The 18,097-nt window shown below is 58.6% G+C and carries 14 protein-coding genes; 4 read left to right on the top strand and 10 right to left on the bottom strand.

Annotated elements, in window-relative coordinates:
- Positions 1-25: 25 nt before the first annotated feature.
- The 6 genes from LK493_RS04150 to LK493_RS04125 form a co-directional block, all read right to left on the bottom strand.
- Entirely contained in the window at positions 26-1,468 is a 1,443-nt protein-coding gene (locus LK493_RS04150; RefSeq protein ID WP_227790227.1) for a PTS transporter subunit EIIC, read from the bottom strand.
- A 193-nt stretch (positions 1,469-1,661) separates the two neighbouring features.
- On the bottom strand, positions 1,662-2,780 hold the full coding sequence (locus tag LK493_RS04145) for a neutral/alkaline non-lysosomal ceramidase N-terminal domain-containing protein (protein ID WP_217750124.1): 1,119 nt from the start codon (positions 2,778-2,780) through the stop codon (positions 1,662-1,664).
- An 18-nt stretch (positions 2,781-2,798) separates the two neighbouring features.
- Positions 2,799-4,046, bottom strand: a complete 1,248-nt coding sequence (locus LK493_RS04140; protein ID WP_227790226.1) for a hypothetical protein — start codon at positions 4,044-4,046, stop codon at positions 2,799-2,801.
- Positions 4,047-4,072: 26 nt separating this feature from the next.
- A complete protein-coding gene (locus LK493_RS04135) occupies positions 4,073-5,107 on the bottom strand; it encodes an amidohydrolase family protein (protein WP_217107675.1) in 1,035 nt (344 codons plus the stop codon).
- A 226-nt stretch (positions 5,108-5,333) separates the two neighbouring features.
- The gene (locus LK493_RS04130) at positions 5,334-6,815 is read right to left on the bottom strand and encodes an aminotransferase class I/II-fold pyridoxal phosphate-dependent enzyme (RefSeq protein WP_117637011.1); all 1,482 of its coding nucleotides are present in this window, start codon (positions 6,813-6,815) and stop codon (positions 5,334-5,336) included.
- Positions 6,816-7,016: 201 nt separating this feature from the next.
- On the bottom strand, positions 7,017-7,874 hold the full coding sequence (locus LK493_RS04125; protein WP_227790225.1) for a LysR family transcriptional regulator: 858 nt from the start codon (positions 7,872-7,874) through the stop codon (positions 7,017-7,019).
- A gap of 118 nt (positions 7,875-7,992) precedes the next feature.
- Between LK493_RS04125 and LK493_RS04120 the strand changes: the two genes are divergently transcribed.
- Together LK493_RS04120 and LK493_RS04115 are read left to right on the top strand one after the other, a co-directional pair.
- On the top strand, positions 7,993-8,904 hold the full coding sequence (locus tag LK493_RS04120) for a DMT family transporter (protein WP_227790224.1): 912 nt from the start codon (positions 7,993-7,995) through the stop codon (positions 8,902-8,904).
- 140 nt (positions 8,905-9,044) lie between these two features.
- The gene (locus LK493_RS04115; RefSeq protein WP_321573267.1) at positions 9,045-11,294 is read left to right on the top strand and encodes a KUP/HAK/KT family potassium transporter; all 2,250 of its coding nucleotides are present in this window, start codon (positions 9,045-9,047) and stop codon (positions 11,292-11,294) included.
- Between the two features lie 79 nt (positions 11,295-11,373).
- Here LK493_RS04115 and bsh read toward each other — a convergent pair whose 3' ends face one another.
- Together bsh and LK493_RS04105 are read right to left on the bottom strand one after the other, a co-directional pair.
- Positions 11,374-12,339, bottom strand: coding sequence for a choloylglycine hydrolase (gene bsh, locus LK493_RS04110; protein ID WP_227790223.1), 966 nt, complete (start codon positions 12,337-12,339; stop codon positions 11,374-11,376).
- Positions 12,340-12,583: 244 nt separating this feature from the next.
- A complete protein-coding gene (locus LK493_RS04105) occupies positions 12,584-13,003 on the bottom strand; it encodes a peptide deformylase (RefSeq protein ID WP_035137017.1) in 420 nt (139 codons plus the stop codon).
- A gap of 193 nt (positions 13,004-13,196) precedes the next feature.
- Here LK493_RS04105 and LK493_RS04100 point away from each other — a divergent pair, with 193 nt between their 5' ends.
- On the top strand, positions 13,197-14,507 hold the full coding sequence (locus tag LK493_RS04100; RefSeq protein WP_227790222.1) for an NCS2 family permease: 1,311 nt from the start codon (positions 13,197-13,199) through the stop codon (positions 14,505-14,507).
- A gap of 137 nt (positions 14,508-14,644) precedes the next feature.
- Positions 14,645-15,310: an alpha/beta hydrolase gene (locus LK493_RS04095; RefSeq protein WP_195443823.1), complete on the top strand. Its 666-nt coding sequence runs from the start codon at positions 14,645-14,647 to the stop codon at positions 15,308-15,310.
- Positions 15,311-15,370: 60 nt separating this feature from the next.
- Here the strand turns inward: LK493_RS04095 and LK493_RS04090 are convergent, their stop codons facing one another.
- Positions 15,371-16,705, bottom strand: coding sequence for a uracil-xanthine permease family protein (locus LK493_RS04090; protein WP_227790221.1), 1,335 nt, complete (start codon positions 16,703-16,705; stop codon positions 15,371-15,373).
- A gap of 123 nt (positions 16,706-16,828) precedes the next feature.
- A complete protein-coding gene (locus LK493_RS04085; RefSeq protein WP_227790220.1) occupies positions 16,829-17,962 on the bottom strand; it encodes a 5-methyltetrahydropteroyltriglutamate--homocysteine S-methyltransferase in 1,134 nt (377 codons plus the stop codon).
- Positions 17,963-18,097: the final 135 nt, after the last annotated feature.

Here is an 18,097-nt window from a genome sequence, read left to right as displayed (position 1 = left end):
TATTTAGTTAAAGTGCGCAGACAGACTAGTCCACCGAGATGTTGAGCGCCTTACCGCCCTCGTCCTTCCTGGTACCGATCACCATAGCGGCGACAAGAGCCAGAACGAAAGCGACCACACCGGAGATGACAAGGCCGATAAAGCCCATGTCGATGCCGGCAGGGTTAATAAAGCTCGGAAAACCGAGCGGGCCGGAGGCACCGAAGGCATAGAGTTTGGCACCCATGAGGCCGGCAATGGCGCCGCCTACACCAGCGGAAATAAAGGTTGCCCACATAAGACGCTTACGCGGCAGCAAGATGGCGTAAAGCGCAGGCTCGTTGACACCGAAAATCGAAGAGACAAGGGCGGGAATGTTGACGGCAGCATTTTCCTCGGAGTCCTTGGTTCGGATGACCATGCCAAGCACAGCACCGGCGATGGCACAACCGCCTGCATACACGAGCGGGTTAATGAGGTCATAGCCGTAGGTTGCGACATCGAGAAACCACAGCGGGATGATACCCCAGTGCAGGCCGAACATGACGAGCAGGCTCCAGAACGTACCGATGACGAAGCCGGCGATGGCGGGCTGGAAGTTGATGAGCATCAAGATGATCTGGGCAACGATGTTGGAGAGGACCGTCATGACCGGACCGACCACAAGCAGGCCAAGGATGCCGCAAATGAGGAGCGTCAGGATGTTGGAGAAGAACGAGCTCACAAGCGCGGGCAGCGCGTTAGAAAGGGCCTTGTGCACCTTGGAGGCAATCCAGACGATAAAGATCGCAGGCAGAATCGTCGATGAGTAATTCTGCATGATCAGCGGGATGCCAAAAATATCACCATAGACATTGGACTCGAAGACCGTGCCGGCGCCGAGCGTGTAGAGCGGATCTCCGCCCATAAGGGCAACGAGCGTCGGGTAGACGAGGATACCACCGAGCGCCATTCCCATAACGGGCTTAAGTCCGAACTTCTTGGCCGACGTCCAGCCAATGATTAGCGGAAAGTAATAGAAGACCGAATCTCCGATTGCCGAGAGCGTCACATACGTATTGCTGTCCTTGGCTAGCCAACCGGCAACCGTGCAGAGCGCGAGCATCGACTTGATAAAGCCACCGGCCATAAGCACGCCAAGAACCGGTTGCAGGATCTCGGAGATGATGGCAAGCAGACGCGAGAATGGATCGCCCTTTTTGACGTCGTCGCCCTCATCGATATCGAGTGCGGGTTTGGAGTCGAACCCGCCAATCTGAACAAGGTCGTTGTAGACGGCCTCGACAGTGGCACCAATCACGACCTGATACTGTCCGCCGGCCTGGATGACGTCAACGACGCCCTTCGTCGCCTTAAGCTCATTGGTCTGGGCGAGCGATTCATCCTTGAGGCGGAAGCGGAGACGCGTAATGCAGTGGCTCACGTCTAACACATTGTCTCGACCACCGACCTTTGTGATGATTTCATCGCAAAGCTTCTGGTATTTCATGGAATTCTCCTTTTCTGAGCGGGGTATAGCATCGATTTCATGCCTCCGTAGTCGACGTGGGAGGGCAAGGAACCCGCTTCCCCCCTTTGAAATCCGCGGACGCACGTACGCCCGGGATGGGGAACGGCAGAGAAGATGGAAGATGCCGATCACATGGCAATGAGCCTCATTGGCCCATATCACGCAATCAGGCCTACAGACGCGAATCTGCTGCGCCGAGAAGTCTCGTCGTCTGGCAGAACTTGTCACACAGACGTTCCGGTTCGCCCTGGGGAATCTGAGTACGCTCGGTCTCAAAGGAGAGGCCGTACTCGCGTGCCGGAAGGAAATACTCAAAATAGCCGTTGGTGTAACCGCAGACTATTCCCTCGACCGGACATTCGCGCTTCATGCGAATGCCCAGGTCGCTGCCGAGTTCACTCGGGAACACAAAGAGATGCAGGCCGCCCAGACTGATGACGGCGCACTTAAGCGTGAGTGAAAAGTCGTCATGGGCAACGGTGTGATAGAACGTCTGAGGCTCGATGCGGTCAAGAACGACCTCGCAATCGAGCTTGATCTGGGAAATCGCCTCGGCAAGACCGGTCGAAACACGCTCAACCTCGGGAATGCCGCGTCCCTGTCGAAAATTGCGGTCGCTACAGTCGCCAGCAGCACCGACGACCATGGCCGGATAGTAACCAAGACTCTGAGCGAGCTTTTTGCCGGTAAGACCGGCGAGTTCGCTCGTGAGCTCCGTGCAGTCGGGTCCGACGCAAGCGGAATGCACCGCCCAGTTCACAAAGCCCGCAAATGGCTTGCCTTCGGTATCGAAGAACGATACGACAATGACCTCATTGTCGGCGAGTTCACCTGGGATGATGCGGTTGTCGTAGAAACCGGTGATGACCTGCTTGCCCAAGCGACAAATCGCGGGCTGTGCGTTGGCACGGCACTCCTCAAAGCATTGGCAAATGGTATCGAGGAACCAGCGGTAGTAGTTCTCGTCGAATTTTCCCGTCCACCAGCTGCGGTGGTAAGCGACGATTGAAGTATGGTCGTGCGTCGCCGAGAGCAGGACGCAATCACGGTCAATGCCGTAGCGCTCGGCGAGCATTGTCTTGACCTCCTCGGCCATGCTTTCCTCGAACTCGAGGACATCGGCATTAAAGAGAAACACTTCACGTTCGCCTTGCTGGAAGAGGATGGCGTTGGCGAAGACGTCGTCATGGACGCCCGTCGCAGGTTCAAGACGGTTGGGAAGATTGCGGTAGCCAATCAGGTAGATGTCGCCCTGTGGGGTGATTTTGCGGCGCGCGTGTCCAATGTTCATGCACGTTCTCCTTCTGTGTCACGCCGCATTCAAGGCGGCAATGATGATTTCGACGAGGCGCTCATGGGATCCGGCGGCAAAACCGGAGTTCATGGCCTCATAGGTGATCTTTTCGTACGCGTCGGGAGCCGGTAGGTACTTCTGTCCGCCGTTGACGAGTGTGGCAAAGAACACAGAGCCGGACCGAGCGGCGCGCACAGTGGCGCCGAATGCACTCGAGACCTCGGGTTGTACGCCGACAAGCTCGACGTTTCCCAGCCGGAGCAGATAGACCCTCGTGCGCTGCTCGCCAGCGGCATGAAACTCATACGTTCGGTGCGGGGCCAAAGAGTGAAAATCGGCGCGTGTCTGAGCGGGCAGGAGAACGTCGACCGTGCGGGCATCGATGCCGGTAGCGTCATCCTCACGCGCCATGCGAGCGGCCTCGATTAAAGCGTCGCCCAAGGCCTGCCCCTGCTGGTGCAGCATGCGGTATCCGTCCTCATGGGCATCGAGCGTCTGCTTAACGCCGGCCGCATCGAACATGACGTTCATGGCGTGCTCCGCCGGACCTTGGTCGCCCGCGGCCCCTGGCAGCAACAGGGCAACGCCGCCCAGCTCGCGCTCGAGTGACATGGCGGCAAAACCAAAGAGGTCTCCGCTCGCCATGCGCCTCCCCTCGGAGTCGCGCGACCCGTCGAGCACGGAGGACTGAACGTCCGCCGTCGCGAGCACGGCAACATACTCGCCCCCGGCATCCCTTATGGCGAGTACGGGCATCGTGTGGTCGGCAAACCCCCTGGGATTCGAGCCCAACCACCAGCCGGCAGGCGTCTCAATGTCGCGATTAACGTTCACGGGGCATTCGCCCTCCACAGTGGCGAGCGTGGCAGAGCGAATGCCCGCAACAGCGCGCTCGACAGCCGTGCGGGCGGCAGCGACGAGCGCTGCGCGATAGCGCTCGTTGCGATTGCGGGCAGCATCGTCGGCAAGATGCCCGGGAGTGCGGACGTGAGGCATGGAAAACGTGTGGGTAGGAACCACCCAAGAATAAGCACCGCTGCAATTGGCGGCATCCTCAACAACCTCACGCAGATCGGCGAGTAGAGCCGGAGCGATCGAGGTGACCTCAAGCGAAAGGACGCAGGCGCGTCGCCCCATCCCCTCGATGATAAGGGCACGGGCGAAGACCTCATGACAGAGTTCGTCGAAACCGTCGAACGGCAACACGTCCCCAAGATCGATGGCCACACGAGCGGCCCCAGCTCTCATCTCTCCTTCGTCCATGGCAGATACTCCCCTCTGATTGCCGCTCACTCGACACCGTACAGTTGCTGCGCCGTACCGCCAAGCACAAGGTCGCTGTCTGTATCGCTCAGATTTGCAGCGCGAACGCAGGCGACACCCTCGGTGAGCCACTCGCGTTTAACGGGATAGCTCGTGCCAAAAACAATATGGTCTGCACCCAGCACGTCAACCGCGCAGGCAAGGAGTGTCTTGCCCCAAGGCTGGGCATGGGACATGTCGAAATAGATGTTGTTCTCGAGGTGCCTGGAAACGGTCTCGGTATCGACCTGAAAACGGCCAGAAGCATCAGGGCGCTTGGGACCATGAGGCAGCAGCATCTCCTTGAACGCAAAGTATGCGCCGCCGAGCATGGAGTGGACCATCTTGATATTGGGGTAGCGCTCAAAGAAATCACCAAAGATCTCTCGGCCGATCGCCGTAGTTTGGTCGACGCAGCGGCCATAAGAGCGGCGAAGGTTGTCGTACGCGAGAAGCGACTCGTTCTCGACCGGCACGGGAACATGGTGCACGTAAACGGTGACATGGCGTTCGTTCAGGTGCTCGAAAAAGCTCGAGAAGACCTGGTCGTCGAGATAGCGCTTGCCGTAGTGAGCGCAGAGCTGCACACCCGCAAAACCATCGTCGAGCCTGCGGTCGAGCTCCTCCAAATTCGCTTTGGTGCCAAAGGGCGGCACAGCGACAAGCGGAATCAGACGGCCACTTGACGCCTTCGCGTCAGCAGCCATACCGTCGTTGAAACGCCGGCACATCTCGAGCGACATCCACTCGTGACAGCCGGGGAGCTTGAGGATCGCCTTGTCGACCCCCGCCTCATCCATATCGGCCAAGCGCTTCTCGAGGGTGTAGTCGCCCTCAATGTAGTTAAGACCCGGAGAACCGGCGGGCATCTCGATCACGATCTGTCGTTTGCCGGCGGAATTCATGGTCAGATAGCCTTCGGTGTCATAGGCGCGGGGCACCTCGGCCAAAAACTGTTCGCAGAGCGTCTCGTCATGAAAGATGCGCTCGTCGAACCAGTAGGAATTTGCATCGATAATCATTGGTTGGAACCGCCTTTCATCTTGTTGAAAACATTCTAGAAAAGCAGGTACCCGGACATCAATTCCAGCTTAAGCCCATTGTATTCCATTTTGGAATAGAACTAGCCGCTCACGCGCGAACCTCGCCCGCTCAACGAGACAAGCGCTAACAGCACGGGCTTAGACAGAAAACGGTCGGCCCGCATCCGTTGCGGGCCGACCGTTTCATTACAGGCTACCTTTGCCGTTACGCCTGGCGGTAATGGTCAAAGAAGTCGGCGAGGTCTTCGAGGGACTCTTTGAGTACTTCCATGCGCGGCAGGTACACGATACGGAAGTGGTCGGGCTCAGCCCAGTTGAAGCCGCCGCCGCGCGTGATCAGGATCTTCTTCTCGTGCAGCAGGTCAAGGGCGAACTGCTCGTCATCGGTGATGTTGAACTTCTTCACATCCATCTTGGGGAAGATGTAGAACGCCGCGCGCGGCTTAACCACCGAGATGCCGTCAATCTTGTTGAGCGCCTCATACACAAAGTTGCGCTGCTCGTAGACACGGCCGCCAGGACGGATGTAGTCGTTAACGGACTGATGACCACCGAGTGCCGTCTGAACGATCGACTGAGCCGGCACGTTGGAGCACAGGCGCATGTTGGAGAGCATGTTGATACCCATGATGAAGTCGCTCATGCAGCGCTGGTTGCCCGAAAGCACCATCCAGCCAATACGATAGCCCGCAATCATGTGCGACTTGGAAAGGCCGCTAAAGGTGACACAGGGCAGATCGGGAGCGAGCGAGGCAATCGAGACGTGCTCATAGCCGTCCATGCACAGGCGGTCGTAAATCTCGTCTGCAAAAATCATGAGCTGGTGCCTGCGCGCAACCTCAACGATGCCCTCGAGCACCTCACGCGGATAGACGGAACCCGTGGGGTTGTTGGGGTTGATGATGACGAGGGCTTTGGTCGCGCTCGTGATCTTGGACTCCATATCCTCCAGGTCGGGATACCAATCCGCCTGCTCATCGCACAGATAATGTACGGGATGACCGCCAGCAAGGGTTGCGCACGCCGTCCAGAGCGGATAGTCGGGGCTGGGGATCAGAATCTCGTCGCCATTGTCGAGCAGCGCGTTCATCGAAAGCTGAATGAGCTCGGACACGCCGTTGCCCGTGTAGATATGCTCCATCTGAACGTTGGGCAGGCCCTTGATCTGCGAATACTGCATGATCGCCTTGCGCGCGGAGAACAGGCCACGCGAGTTGGAATAGCCTTCGCAGTCGGGCAGCTGCTGGCGCATGTCCTTGATGACCTCATCGGGCGTGCGGAAACCGAAGGGCGCCGGGTTGCCGATATTGAGCTTGAGGATGCGCTCGCCCTCGTCCTCCATACGGGCGGCCTCGTCGACGACGGGACCGCGCACGTCATACAGGACGTTGTCGAGTTTGGTGGATTTAGAAAAAGTACGCATGGTGGTGCTCCTTGCAATTTGAGCTGAGGGATGGGGTTCGGGCTTGGAATCGTTGCGGGGTGATGATGCCTCGCCTTGATCGGCGTCGCCGGCGAGCAGCCAGGTAACATCGACCTCCAAAATACGGGCGAGCAGCTCAGCCACATCGCGCCGCGGGATCGTCTTGCCGCTCACATATTGGCTCATCTGACTCTTGCCGAGTTTTTTGCCGAGCATCTCCGATGCGCGGATCACGTCCGACTGGCGAACGTCGCGATCGGACATAGCCTGTCGCAGGCGATCGCTAAACGTCTCTTGGGCCACTAGAACCTCCTTGCTGGCAAAGTTCAATTTATAGAACACGAATTGAACCATGGTTCAATTTAGCAAGCAGTATAACGCGGCGCTTCATTCGAAAGTTCAATTTCATAAGAAAATGTATCGGACTCCGAGATCTGCCCAAAGCAAACAATGGCGTGTACACGTTTAGAGGTATTCGAGAAAACGGGCGGCGGCAAGCGAAACATCGGCCGTTCGATATATGGCATTGATCTGCCGATGGGGATGTCCCTCAAGCGAACGCACGGCAACATCGAACTGACAACGGCGCAAGATGAGCGCGGGAAGAATGCTCACGCCCAGGCCGTCCTCGACCATAGCCATAATCGCATAATCATCCCAGGTCGACAGCTTGGAGCACACCGTCAGCCCCGCCCGACGGAACAGCGGCGTAATCTCGTCATCGGTGCCGCGTTCTAGCAGAATAAACTGCTCGTTGGCTAAATCGGCAAGAGAAACGACCTCCGCCGTGGCAAGCAAAGAATCTGCCGGCACTACCGCCATCAACTCGTCGCGCACCAAAGACCGCGATGCCATGCCGTTTTCTCGAGGCTCATACGGGATAAAGCCCAGATCGCAGCGGCCCTCTGCCACCCATTGTTCGATCTCTGAATAGTCGCCCATCAGCAACTCATAATCGACGTCCGGGTGATCGGCGCGAAAGCGCGCAATCACCGGCGGTAGCACGTGGGTCGCCACGCTCGAAAACGTACCGATGCAGATTTTGCCGCGCATGAGCCCACGCATCTCATCCACCCGTCGCTGCAAACGAACAAATTCCTCGCATAACGCCTCGACCGCCGGCATGACTTGCCGCCCATCGGCAGAAAGTACTACGCCCTCGCGGCTTCTATCGAGCACTTTAAAGCCCCAGTCTGTCTCAAGATCGGCCACCATACGGCTCACGCCCGACTGCGAATAGCTCAGCCGCTCGGCGGCGCGCGTAAAACTGCCGGCGCGCACGGTCTCGAGCAGCACCTGCATCTTTTGAATATTCGTTTCCACGGCACCCCTCCACCTTTGCATGAGTTTTTGTCATGTTAGCCATGCATTATATTCGCTTTTCTTCTATTGCCAGTTCGCCCATAGTGAACATGCTCGAATATAGAGGGGACGGAAGCGCATGGACAACGGACTGTTTACGTACTTAGCAGCATTGCTATTGTTTGGCTCCAACGGCATCATCGCCGCTGCCATCGCGCTGCCGAGCTCCGATATCGTGCTACTGCGCACGTTTTTGGGCGCCCTCTCGCTTGTCACTATCCTTGCCATCACCCAACACCATAAACTGCAGGCGCCATCTCGTCCCCGCGAAGCCGCAGCACTCCTTCTGTCGGGAGCCGCGCTGGGTGCCAGCTGGATTTTTCTGTTCCGTGCCTACCAGACGATCGGCGTCGGCGTATCCTCGCTGCTGTACTACTGTGGCCCCATCATTGTCATGGCGCTCTCCCCACTCATCTTTGGTGAAAAACTGACCGGCGGCAAAATCGCCGGGTTTATCGCCGTCGCCTGCGGTGCTTTTCTCATTGCAGCACAAGGTCTAGGCGGCAATATGCCCATTGCGGGTATCGTCTGCGGTATCGCCTCGGCATTTTGCTATGCGCTGATGGTCATCGCTAGCAAGGGTGCGCCACACATCGAAGGCCTCGAGAACTCCACGCTCCAGGTGAGCGCCGCCTTTGTGACCGCGCTGGTCCTCACGCTCATCACGCAGGGCGCTCCCTCATTCCTGTCCGCCGGCGTCGCCGCCAGTATTGATTGGCGCGCCGTCGTCATGCTCGGCGTCGTCAACACCGGCATCGGTTGCCTGCTCTACTTTAGTGCCGTCGCCAAGCTGCCCGTCCAGACCGTCGCGGTCGTCGGCTACCTCGAGCCGCTTTCGGCCGTCGTGTTCTCGGCCGTCCTTTTGGGCGAAGCCATAACACCGGTCCGCCTGATGGGCGCCGCGCTTATCATCGGCGGCGCGATTTTTTGCGAACTCGCCGGCAAACGCGCAAACGCCAAGGCTGGCATCGCCCAGACAGTACGTGCTTAAAAGCCCCTGCTTTGAAATGCTACCTGCGTAGATAAATAATCCCCAGCTGAGGATTATTGTCTAAAATAACCTGATGTGCCAAACTGCTCTTGTATGTATAAAGACGGCATAAAGATTATCTGTCCTAAACAGATAACCGGATGTCTAAGGGAGTCCACGTGGCACACAACAAACTGGAGGCAAGCCCCCAAGACCAGCGTGGTCAAGGCGGGCACGGAGCCATCCCCCTCTCCGCTGGCATGCTGCTTGTAACGCTCGGCGTCGTCTATGGCGACATCGGCACGAGCCCCATGTACACCATGAAATCAATCGTCGCCAACAACGGCGGCATCGGTACCGTCAGCGAGGACATGATCCTGGGCGCGCTTTCGCTCGTCATCTGGACCATGACACTCGTGACCACGGTCAAGTACGTGGTAATCGCCATGAAGGCCGACAACCACAACGAAGGCGGCATCTTCGCCCTGTTTAGCCTGGTGCGAAAAGTGGCACCATGGCTGATCCTACCTGCCATGATCGGCGGCGCGGCGCTGCTCGCCGACGGCATCCTCACTCCCGCGGTCACGGTCACCACAGCCATCGAGGGCCTGCGTACCATCGAGTGGGGCCACGCGCTGCTTGGCGACGGCCAGACCAACGTCATCATCATCACCATCATCATTATCTGCGGCCAATTTGCCATGCAGCGCGCCGGTACCTCGTCGATCGGCAAGCTGTTCGGCCCGCTCATGACGTTGTGGTTCCTGTTCCTGGCAGGCGCCGGCCTGTTCAACATGCTCGGCAACCTGTCCATCCTGCGCGCGCTCAACCCCATCCGCGGCATCATGTTCCTGTTCTCGCCCATCAACCACTCGGGCATCATGGTGCTCGGCTTTGTCTTCCTGTCGACGACCGGCGCCGAGGCCCTCTACTCGGACATGGGCCACGTTGGCAAGGCCAACATCTATGCATCCTGGCCGTTTGTTAAGGCGGCCCTTATCCTCAACTATCTGGGTCAGGGAGCTTGGCTGCTCGCCAATAATTCCAACCCCCAGATGCTCGCGATGGATATCGTCAACCCGTTTTATATGATGCTTCCCGAGCCCCTGCGCCCCTTTGCCATCGTGCTTTCGGCCGTAGCGGCCATCATCGCCTCGCAGGCGCTCATCACCGGCTCGTTCTCGCTGGTATCCGAGGCCACGCGCCTCAACCTTATGCCGCATCTGCGCATCCACTACCCCAGCGACACCAAGGGCCAGCTCTATATTCCGCTCGTCAACAACATCATGTGGGTCGGCTGCATCTTCATCGTGCTGCTGTTCCAAAACTCCGAGCGCATGGAGAGCGCCTACGGCCTCGCCATTACCGTGACCATGCTCATGACCACGACGCTTTTGACGAGCTATATCGCTGGCATTCTCAAGCACAAGCTGGGCGCCTGCGTCTTCGCCCTGCTCTTCGGTGCCATTGAGCTGTGCTTCTTTGCCTCGTGCCTCACCATGTTCTTTGACGGCGGCTATGTGATGATCTTCCTGGCCGCACTGCTGTTTGGCCTTATGTACGTGTGGCGCCGTGGCACCGCCATCGAGCGCACGCAGACGATTCTGTTGCCCGTCTCCAAGTACATCGATCAGCTCAACCGCCTGCGCAACGACGAGACCTATCCCGTGCTCGCCGACAATCTGGTATTTCTCACCAACAGCCCCGACCCGCTCACGCTCGACCGCGACGTGCTCTATTCCATCCTGGATAAGCATCCCAAGCGCGCCAAGGCATATTGGTTCATTAACGTGCACGTTACCGACGAACCCTATACGCACGAGTATTCCGTCGAGACCTTTGGCACGGACTTCCTCTTCCGCGTTCGCCTGGACCTGGGCTTTAAAGTCAACCAGCGCGTCAACGCTTATCTGCGTCAGATCGTCGGCGACTTGATGGCATCGGGCGAGCTGCCGCCGCAACATCACACCTACTCCATCTACGAGACACGCGGCAACGTGGGTGACTTCCGCTTTTGCATGCTGCGCAAGATGCTTGCCCCCGAAACGGACATCAACCGCAATGACCACCGCGTGATGGCCATCAAGTACGCCGTCCGCCGCGCCTGCGGAAGCCCGGCACGCTGGTACGGTCTCGAGAACTCGGCCATCATCATCGAGTACGTGCCGCTGTTTGCCCGCATGCGCCCGGCCGTTAAGCTCGTGCGCACCCAGGTGCCGCTCGAGGTTCAGATCGAAGAGGCCGAGGAAATGGAAGTCGACATCTTCTCGGACGACTTGGTCAACGGCAACGAAGCCGGTAAGGACATGAACGTCGATCCCACCGAGTTGCTCGAGAGCGTCGCCGATACGCCCGAACAGCAACAGCTCGACGGCCTCGAGAACGAACAACTCAACGACGCCAACTTCTAGCGACGTCACAAATCAACGACAGCGGCCCTGCACCTCACGGGAGATGCAGGGCCGCTTTGCATTGCGGTAAAGCTATCGGCTACGAACGACGCGGCTCGGGAACCACGAGTCTATCGGGGCTCGCGCCCTCGGCATCCATCAGGCTCACGTAGCGAATCGACGGATCCCCATACATCGCGTAGTAATAATTGCCCGTGCGCGCGCTAAAGCATCCGGTGTAGATAGTCTTCTCGAACTTGCCATCGCCCATCCTGGACGCTCCCTCGATCATCACCACGCCCTCGAGCGAGCGGAACATGCGAACGACGTTTTCGGTCTCGCTCTCCTTTTGCGGGTAATTGGCATTGAGGTACGCCGCCTTTACAAAACGGCTCGGCGAATAGCAATCGCCCGGAATGCCGCGCATGCCGGCACCGGCTCCATAGGGCTTGAGCTCGGCGCCACGCCATGTCGCCGTCTGCGGAAAATCGCTTGTGGCGGTGATATAGGTGCGTAGGTTTTCCATATGCCACGGGAAGGTCGGCTGATTGGCAAGGGTGTCGACCGGATCGTCGTATACATGCAGGCCGTCAGTCATCATCTCGACCACGATGCTGCGCTGGCTGTCGCCGATAATCCAATGGAGCAGTGACACGCCCAGCCCCTCTCCGGCAGATTTGGCGACAATCACCGTGTCGCGCAGCGCGGCCTCGACCTCATCGACCGTCGAGAACGTCGCTGCCACCCACAGGGGAAACTCATAGGCCGCGATATTGGTCTTGCCGTCGACAGGGCCCTCGGCATACTCGGCATAACCCGGGAAATTGAGACCCGCCACGGCGAGGCCCGCATCGTTGCCGCAATCGAAGAACATAGGGTAGTTCTTGTAATCGATGCACATACCGATCACCGCGTGCGCCGCTGTCGCGTCGTCGATAAACGAATACGGAATGTGAAACCCGCGCGGCATCACGCGAACCTGTTGGCCGTAGTCAAAGCTCCAGTCGAGATTGCGGCCCAGATACATGTGGCCAGAATTATCGGTAAATCGAATACTCGTACACATAGCGCCTCCTAGCTTTACGTTCTTGCTAATTTCATTGTCTCCAAACAAAAAGGCGCTAAACACAAAAGCCCGGACATGACAACAATGTCATGCCCGGACTATTCAAACAGGATAAACTCAACCAAGTTAACCCCGCAGGTCGTCTAAGGGGTCAAAGTGCCGCAGATTGCCACGAAAGAGGAGCGAAGCGTACTTAAGGTACGCGAGCGACGATTGAGCGGCAAGGTGCGGTGCTTTGGTCCCCTTAGACCAACTTTCCAAGACAGTGATCGATCATATGCTGGATCATCTGTGCCTCAAAGCCCGCGTAGTCGCGGCGGCACTCCTTCATCTTGCCGTCGACAATCTGGTCAAAGGCAACCTTGCACTTGATATAGCGCGTGGACTTGGTGACCTCCTCGTGCGTCAGGCAGCTCTCCTCCATCTTGCTGGCACCCAGGCCAAACACCAGACGGGGGTTGTACAGCACATGGGGCTCGCCGGCGTCGTCCAGATAGACGCAGACCTTCTTGGTGACGCCGATCTGGTTGGCGGCAAGGCAGCCGGCATCGTCGAGCGACTTGATGGTATCGATCAGGTCCTGTGCCACCGACTCGTCCTCGACGGTCGCGACCTCGCAACGCTGGGACAGAATAGCCTCGTCGTGGCAGAGCTCTTTAATCATACGTTCCTCCATAGGGGTCGTTGTAACTGCTTAAGTATACGGTACCCACACATTTTCATGCGAAAAATACCGTCCGTCTGCTACAAAGCGCCGAACATCAACATGCGAGGAACATCAACCTTTCAAAGGCGATATAGTAGTTGAGTTCGTGTCAATCGGCCTAAACTCGGGGCCGAACAAGGAAAGGGTATGCATGGACGAACTTTTTCACGTCAGTGAGCGCAAGTCCACAATCGGGACCGAACTCCGCGCTGGACTGACAACATTCCTGGCGATGGCCTACATCATCGCCGTCAACCCCGCGGTGCTCTCGGGCGCTGGCATCGATGCGGGAGCGCTCGCCTGCGCCACCTGCCTGGGCGCCGGCATCATGACCATCTGCATGGGCATCTTCGCCAACCGCCCGCTCGCCTGCGCGTCGGGCTTAGGCGTCAACGCGATGATCGCCGGAATCACCACCACCGTCTGCGGCGGTGACTGGCACGTGGCCATGAGCGTCATCTTCCTCGAGGGTATCGTCATCTTGCTGCTCGTGCTTTGTGGCCTGCGCGAGGCCATCATGGACGCCATCCCGGTTGTCCTGCGTCACGCCATCTCGGTGGGTCTGGGCCTGTTCATCGCCATGATTGGCCTGTGCGATGCCGGCATTATCACCGCTGGCGCCGGTACACTCGTCGGTCTGGGCGACATCACCTCCCCCACCTTCATCGTCGGCATCATCTCCATCCTGGTGACGGTCGCCCTCGCCTGCCGCAACGTCCCCGGCTCGCTGCTCATCGGCATCGTCGTCGCCGTCATCGCCGGTATCCCCCTAGGTGTGACCCAGGCTCCGACCGGTATCATCGCCCCGCTCGACTTCTCGAGCATCGGTGGCCCCATCGCCGACGCCGGCGGCGTGCCCGCCATCGTCAAGGTCCTTACCGACCCCGCGCTCCTCGTCATCTCGTTCTCGCTGCTCATGAGTGACTTCTTCGACACCATGGGCACCGCGATGGCCGTGGCCAAGCAGGGCGAGTTCCTCACCGACGACGGCAACGTCGAGAATATCAAGGAGATCCTGATCGTCGACTCCGCCGCCGCTGCTGTGGGCGGTTTCATGGGTGTCTCCTCCATCACCACCTTCGTCGAGTCCACTTCCGGCGCCGCCGACGGTGGCCGCACGGGCCTCACCTCCGTCACCACCGGCGTGCTGTTCATTCTCGCCGCGTTCTTCTCCCCCATCGTCACCATCGTTTCCAGCGCCGCCACCTGCGGTGCTCTGGTCTACGTCGGCTACCTCATGATGAGCGAGGCCTCCGAGATCGACTGGTCCGACGTGTCGCAGGGTTTCCCGGCGTTCATGATTGTCGCCGGCGTGCCCTTCACCTACTCCATCTCTGCCGGCATCGGCCTGGGCTTTATCGCCTACGTGATCGTCGCGCTCTTTAAGGGCGAGGCCTCCAAGATCAAGCCGCTCATGTGGATCGCGGCCCTTGCCTTCCTTGTCTACTTCTTCGTGGCGTAACGGCATAGTCTGCTAAAGCAAAACAACAAGGCGCGGAATCGCATCGAGCGGCTCCGCGCCTTTCTTTTAGCGTCTGCCCCCGTGTCAGCGTGCGACAATTAAGGCTGTCAATATCACAACACCGAGAGAAGCCTGCCTTGGAAGCGCATCATAAGCAGATAACCGTTTATTCAGAGTGTGCGGAAGGCGCGCCCGTCATCTACCTCCCCGTGGTTATGGGCGACGGTAGTGAAGTCTACGAGCGCTGCCGAGAGCTCGATTGCCCGCCGTTCACCCTTGTCGCCATTGGAGGGCTCGATTGGAATCGCGAGCTGAGCCCCTGGGAATGTGAGGGAACTATACGAGATGCCGAGCCCTTTGGTGGACAGGCTGCTGGTTTTCTTGACGAGTTGTTGAAGCAGATAATCCCCCAGGCCGAATCATCGCTCCCGCAACCGCCCGCCTGGCGCGGCGTTGCCGGCTACTCGTTGGCGGGTCTTTTTGCACTGTGGGCACTTTGGCAAACAGATGTCTTTGAGCGCGCAGCGAGTGCATCGGGGTCGTTATGGTTCCCCGGCTTTATCGACTACGCGCGCGAGCGCACGATGACGGCTACGCCCGACGCCGCCTATCTGTCGCTCGGTAAAAAGGAAACCAAGACGCCCAACCGCATGATGCGGCACGTACTCGACGATACGCACGCGATGGAAGAGCTGCTTATCGAGCGTGACATTCCAACAACGCTGGAGCTCAACCCCGGCAATCACTTTGCCCAAACTGACCTGCGCATGGCGCGCGGCATCCACTGGATACTGACGCATTAAAAATGGCGTCCACGCGTACATACGCATGGACGCCATTTTTAATTTGGCTGAACGCAGCTACTATTCGGCAGTCTCCTCAAGCTCGGAAGTATCGAACTCAAAGTCATTACCGGGCAGGATGGCGTTGAGCACAATGCCCACCAGCGAGCCCACGGCAAGGCCCGAAAGCGAAATCGTCACGCCGCCCAGCTCCAGCACGATGGCACCGGCGGTACTGTAGGCAATGCCGAGCGAAAGCACGAGCACCAAAGCCGCAACCAGCACATTGCGGTTGTTCTGGAAATCAACCTGATTCTCGATAAGGTTGCGAACGCCCACGGCACTGATCATGCCGTAGAGCACGAGCGACACGCCGCCGATTACACACGCCGGCATAGCAGCGATCACAGCAGCAAACTTGGGGCAGAACGAAAGCACGATGGCGCAGCAGGCGGCAATGCGAATCACGCGCGGGTCGAACACGCGCGTCAGGGCAAGCACGCCGGTGTTCTCGCCATACGTCGTATTGGCGGGGGCGCCAAAAAGCGATGCCAAGATGGTCGCCAGGCCATCGCCGAGCAAGGTACGGTGCAGACCGGGATCGGCAATGTAATTGCGTTCGCAGGTAGAGCCAATGGCGGAGATATCGCCGATATGCTCGATCATAGTTGCAAAGGCCAGCGGCATGATGGTGATGATGGCCGTCGTGGCAAGACCGCTATCGAACTGCGGTCCAAAGAGCGCAAACACGGTGTTGTCCCACACGACGGGCAAGCCAACCCAGGGGGCAGCTGCGACGCCAGAGAAGTCGACCTCACCCAACGCAGCCGCAACGGCATAGCTCACCACCACGCCCAGCAGAATCGGCACGATCTTGACCATGCCGCGGCCCCAGATGTTGCAGATGATGATCACGGCCACAGCGATAACGGCGACAAGCCAGTTGGTCTGACAGTTGGCAATGGCAGAGCTCGCTAGGATCAGGCCGATGGAAATGACGATGGGGCCGGTCACCACCGGCGGAAAGAAGCGCATGACACGTTTGGCGCCAAATGCGCGGAACAGCGCCGCCAGCACCGGATAGAGCAGGCCGGCGCAGGCAACGCCCAGGCAAGCGTAGGGCAAAAGCTCGGCCTCGCCGTTGGGTGCAATGGCGGCATAACCCGCGATAAAGGCAAACGACGAGCCCAGAAACGCGGGCACCTTACCACGCGATAGAAAATGAAACAGCAGCGTGCCGATGCCGGCGAACAGAAGCGTCGCCGAAACGGAAAGGCCGGTGAGCACGGGCACGAGCACCGTGGCTCCGAACATCGCAAACATGTGTTGCAAACCCAACACGAACATGCGCGGGCGGCCGAGCGATGATGCATCGTAGATGGCATCGGTGACGACGGGCGTCGAGGATTGGGACATGGAAGTCCTTTCATGATGGAAGGGCGATCAGGCATATCGGATAACCTGCCCGAACGATACGATCCGGACCATTGTACGTGATACGTCATGTCTCGCGCGCGCCGTCACCTGCAAGCGGTAGCGTTACTTCCAAACGCGCTCGGCAATGCGCTTGACCAGCGCGATCTTTGCCCACTGTTCGTCCTCGGTCAGCTTGTTGCCAATCTCGCAGCTGGCAAAGCCGCACTGGGGCGACAGGTACAGGTTCTCGAGCGGCACATACTTTGCGGCCTCGTGGATACGTTCGACGATAACGTCCTCGTCCTCAAGCTCAGCCGCCTTGGTGGTCACCAGACCCAGCACGACCTTCTTGCCGGGAGCAACGTACTTGAGCGGCTCAAAGCCACCGGCGCGTGGCGTATCGAACTCAAGGTAGAACGCGTCAACGTTCTCATGTGCGAACAGGTACGGCGCAATGGGATCGTAACCACCCTCGAAGGCATACGTGGAGTGATAGTTGCCGCGGCACACGTGCGTGTTGATAACCAGATCGTCGGGCTTGCCCGCGATGGCGGCATTGTTGAGCGCCACGCCCAGCTCGCTCACCTTTTGCAGGTCAACCGGGCTCATGCCGGTCTTGGACACAAAGTCGGTATCGCAATAGATGCCCCAGGTGCAGTCATCAAATTGGATGTTGCGGCAGCCTGCTGCGTACAGGTCGGCGATCACCGTGCGATAAGCGGCCGCAATGGCGTCGGCAAGTTCCTCATCGGTCTTATAGACAGCGCGCAGGCTCTCCTGCTGGCCGTCGCAGCGATCGAGCGTGACCTCAGAGAACGTCTGGATCGGCGCCGGAATGGTCTGGCGTGCGACCTGGCCCTCCCCCTCAAGCGCCTTGACGAACTTAAAATGCTCGACGAACGGGTGGTTCTCGCCGCTAATGGGACCAGTAACCACGGCGGTGTCGGCCGTCGTCTCCTCATCATGGAACATATAACCCGTGCGTGAGGTGCGGCGCTCAATGCCGTTAAGGCCCCACATAAAATCGAGGTGCCAGTAGCTGCGGCGGAACTCGCCATCGGTGATCACCTGCAGGCCGGCGGCCTTCTGCTTGGCCACCAAATCGCGAATGGCATCGTCCTCGACGGCCTTAAGGCCGGAAGCGTCGAGTTTACCCGCGACATAGGCGGCACGGGCGTCCTTTACAGCCTGCGGACGAAGAAAGCTGCCGACGATATCGGCGCGAAACGGCGCGTTCGGTTGAATCGAAGTGCTCATAGATATCTCCCTTTGCATTGGTTGCTTTACTGGGACAGAGTATGAGCGCTCATATGACCATCGTAAAATATACGTTTATAACAGTTTGATATAGATGTTTCCTATATCAGTCTGGACTGTCATAAAGAGACTTGA

Source organism: Collinsella aerofaciens, from assembly GCF_020709435.1.
GTDB classification, from domain to species: Bacteria; Actinomycetota; Coriobacteriia; order Coriobacteriales; family Coriobacteriaceae; genus Collinsella; species Collinsella aerofaciens_AU.
This window is presented reverse-complemented; position numbering and strand designations above follow the sequence as displayed.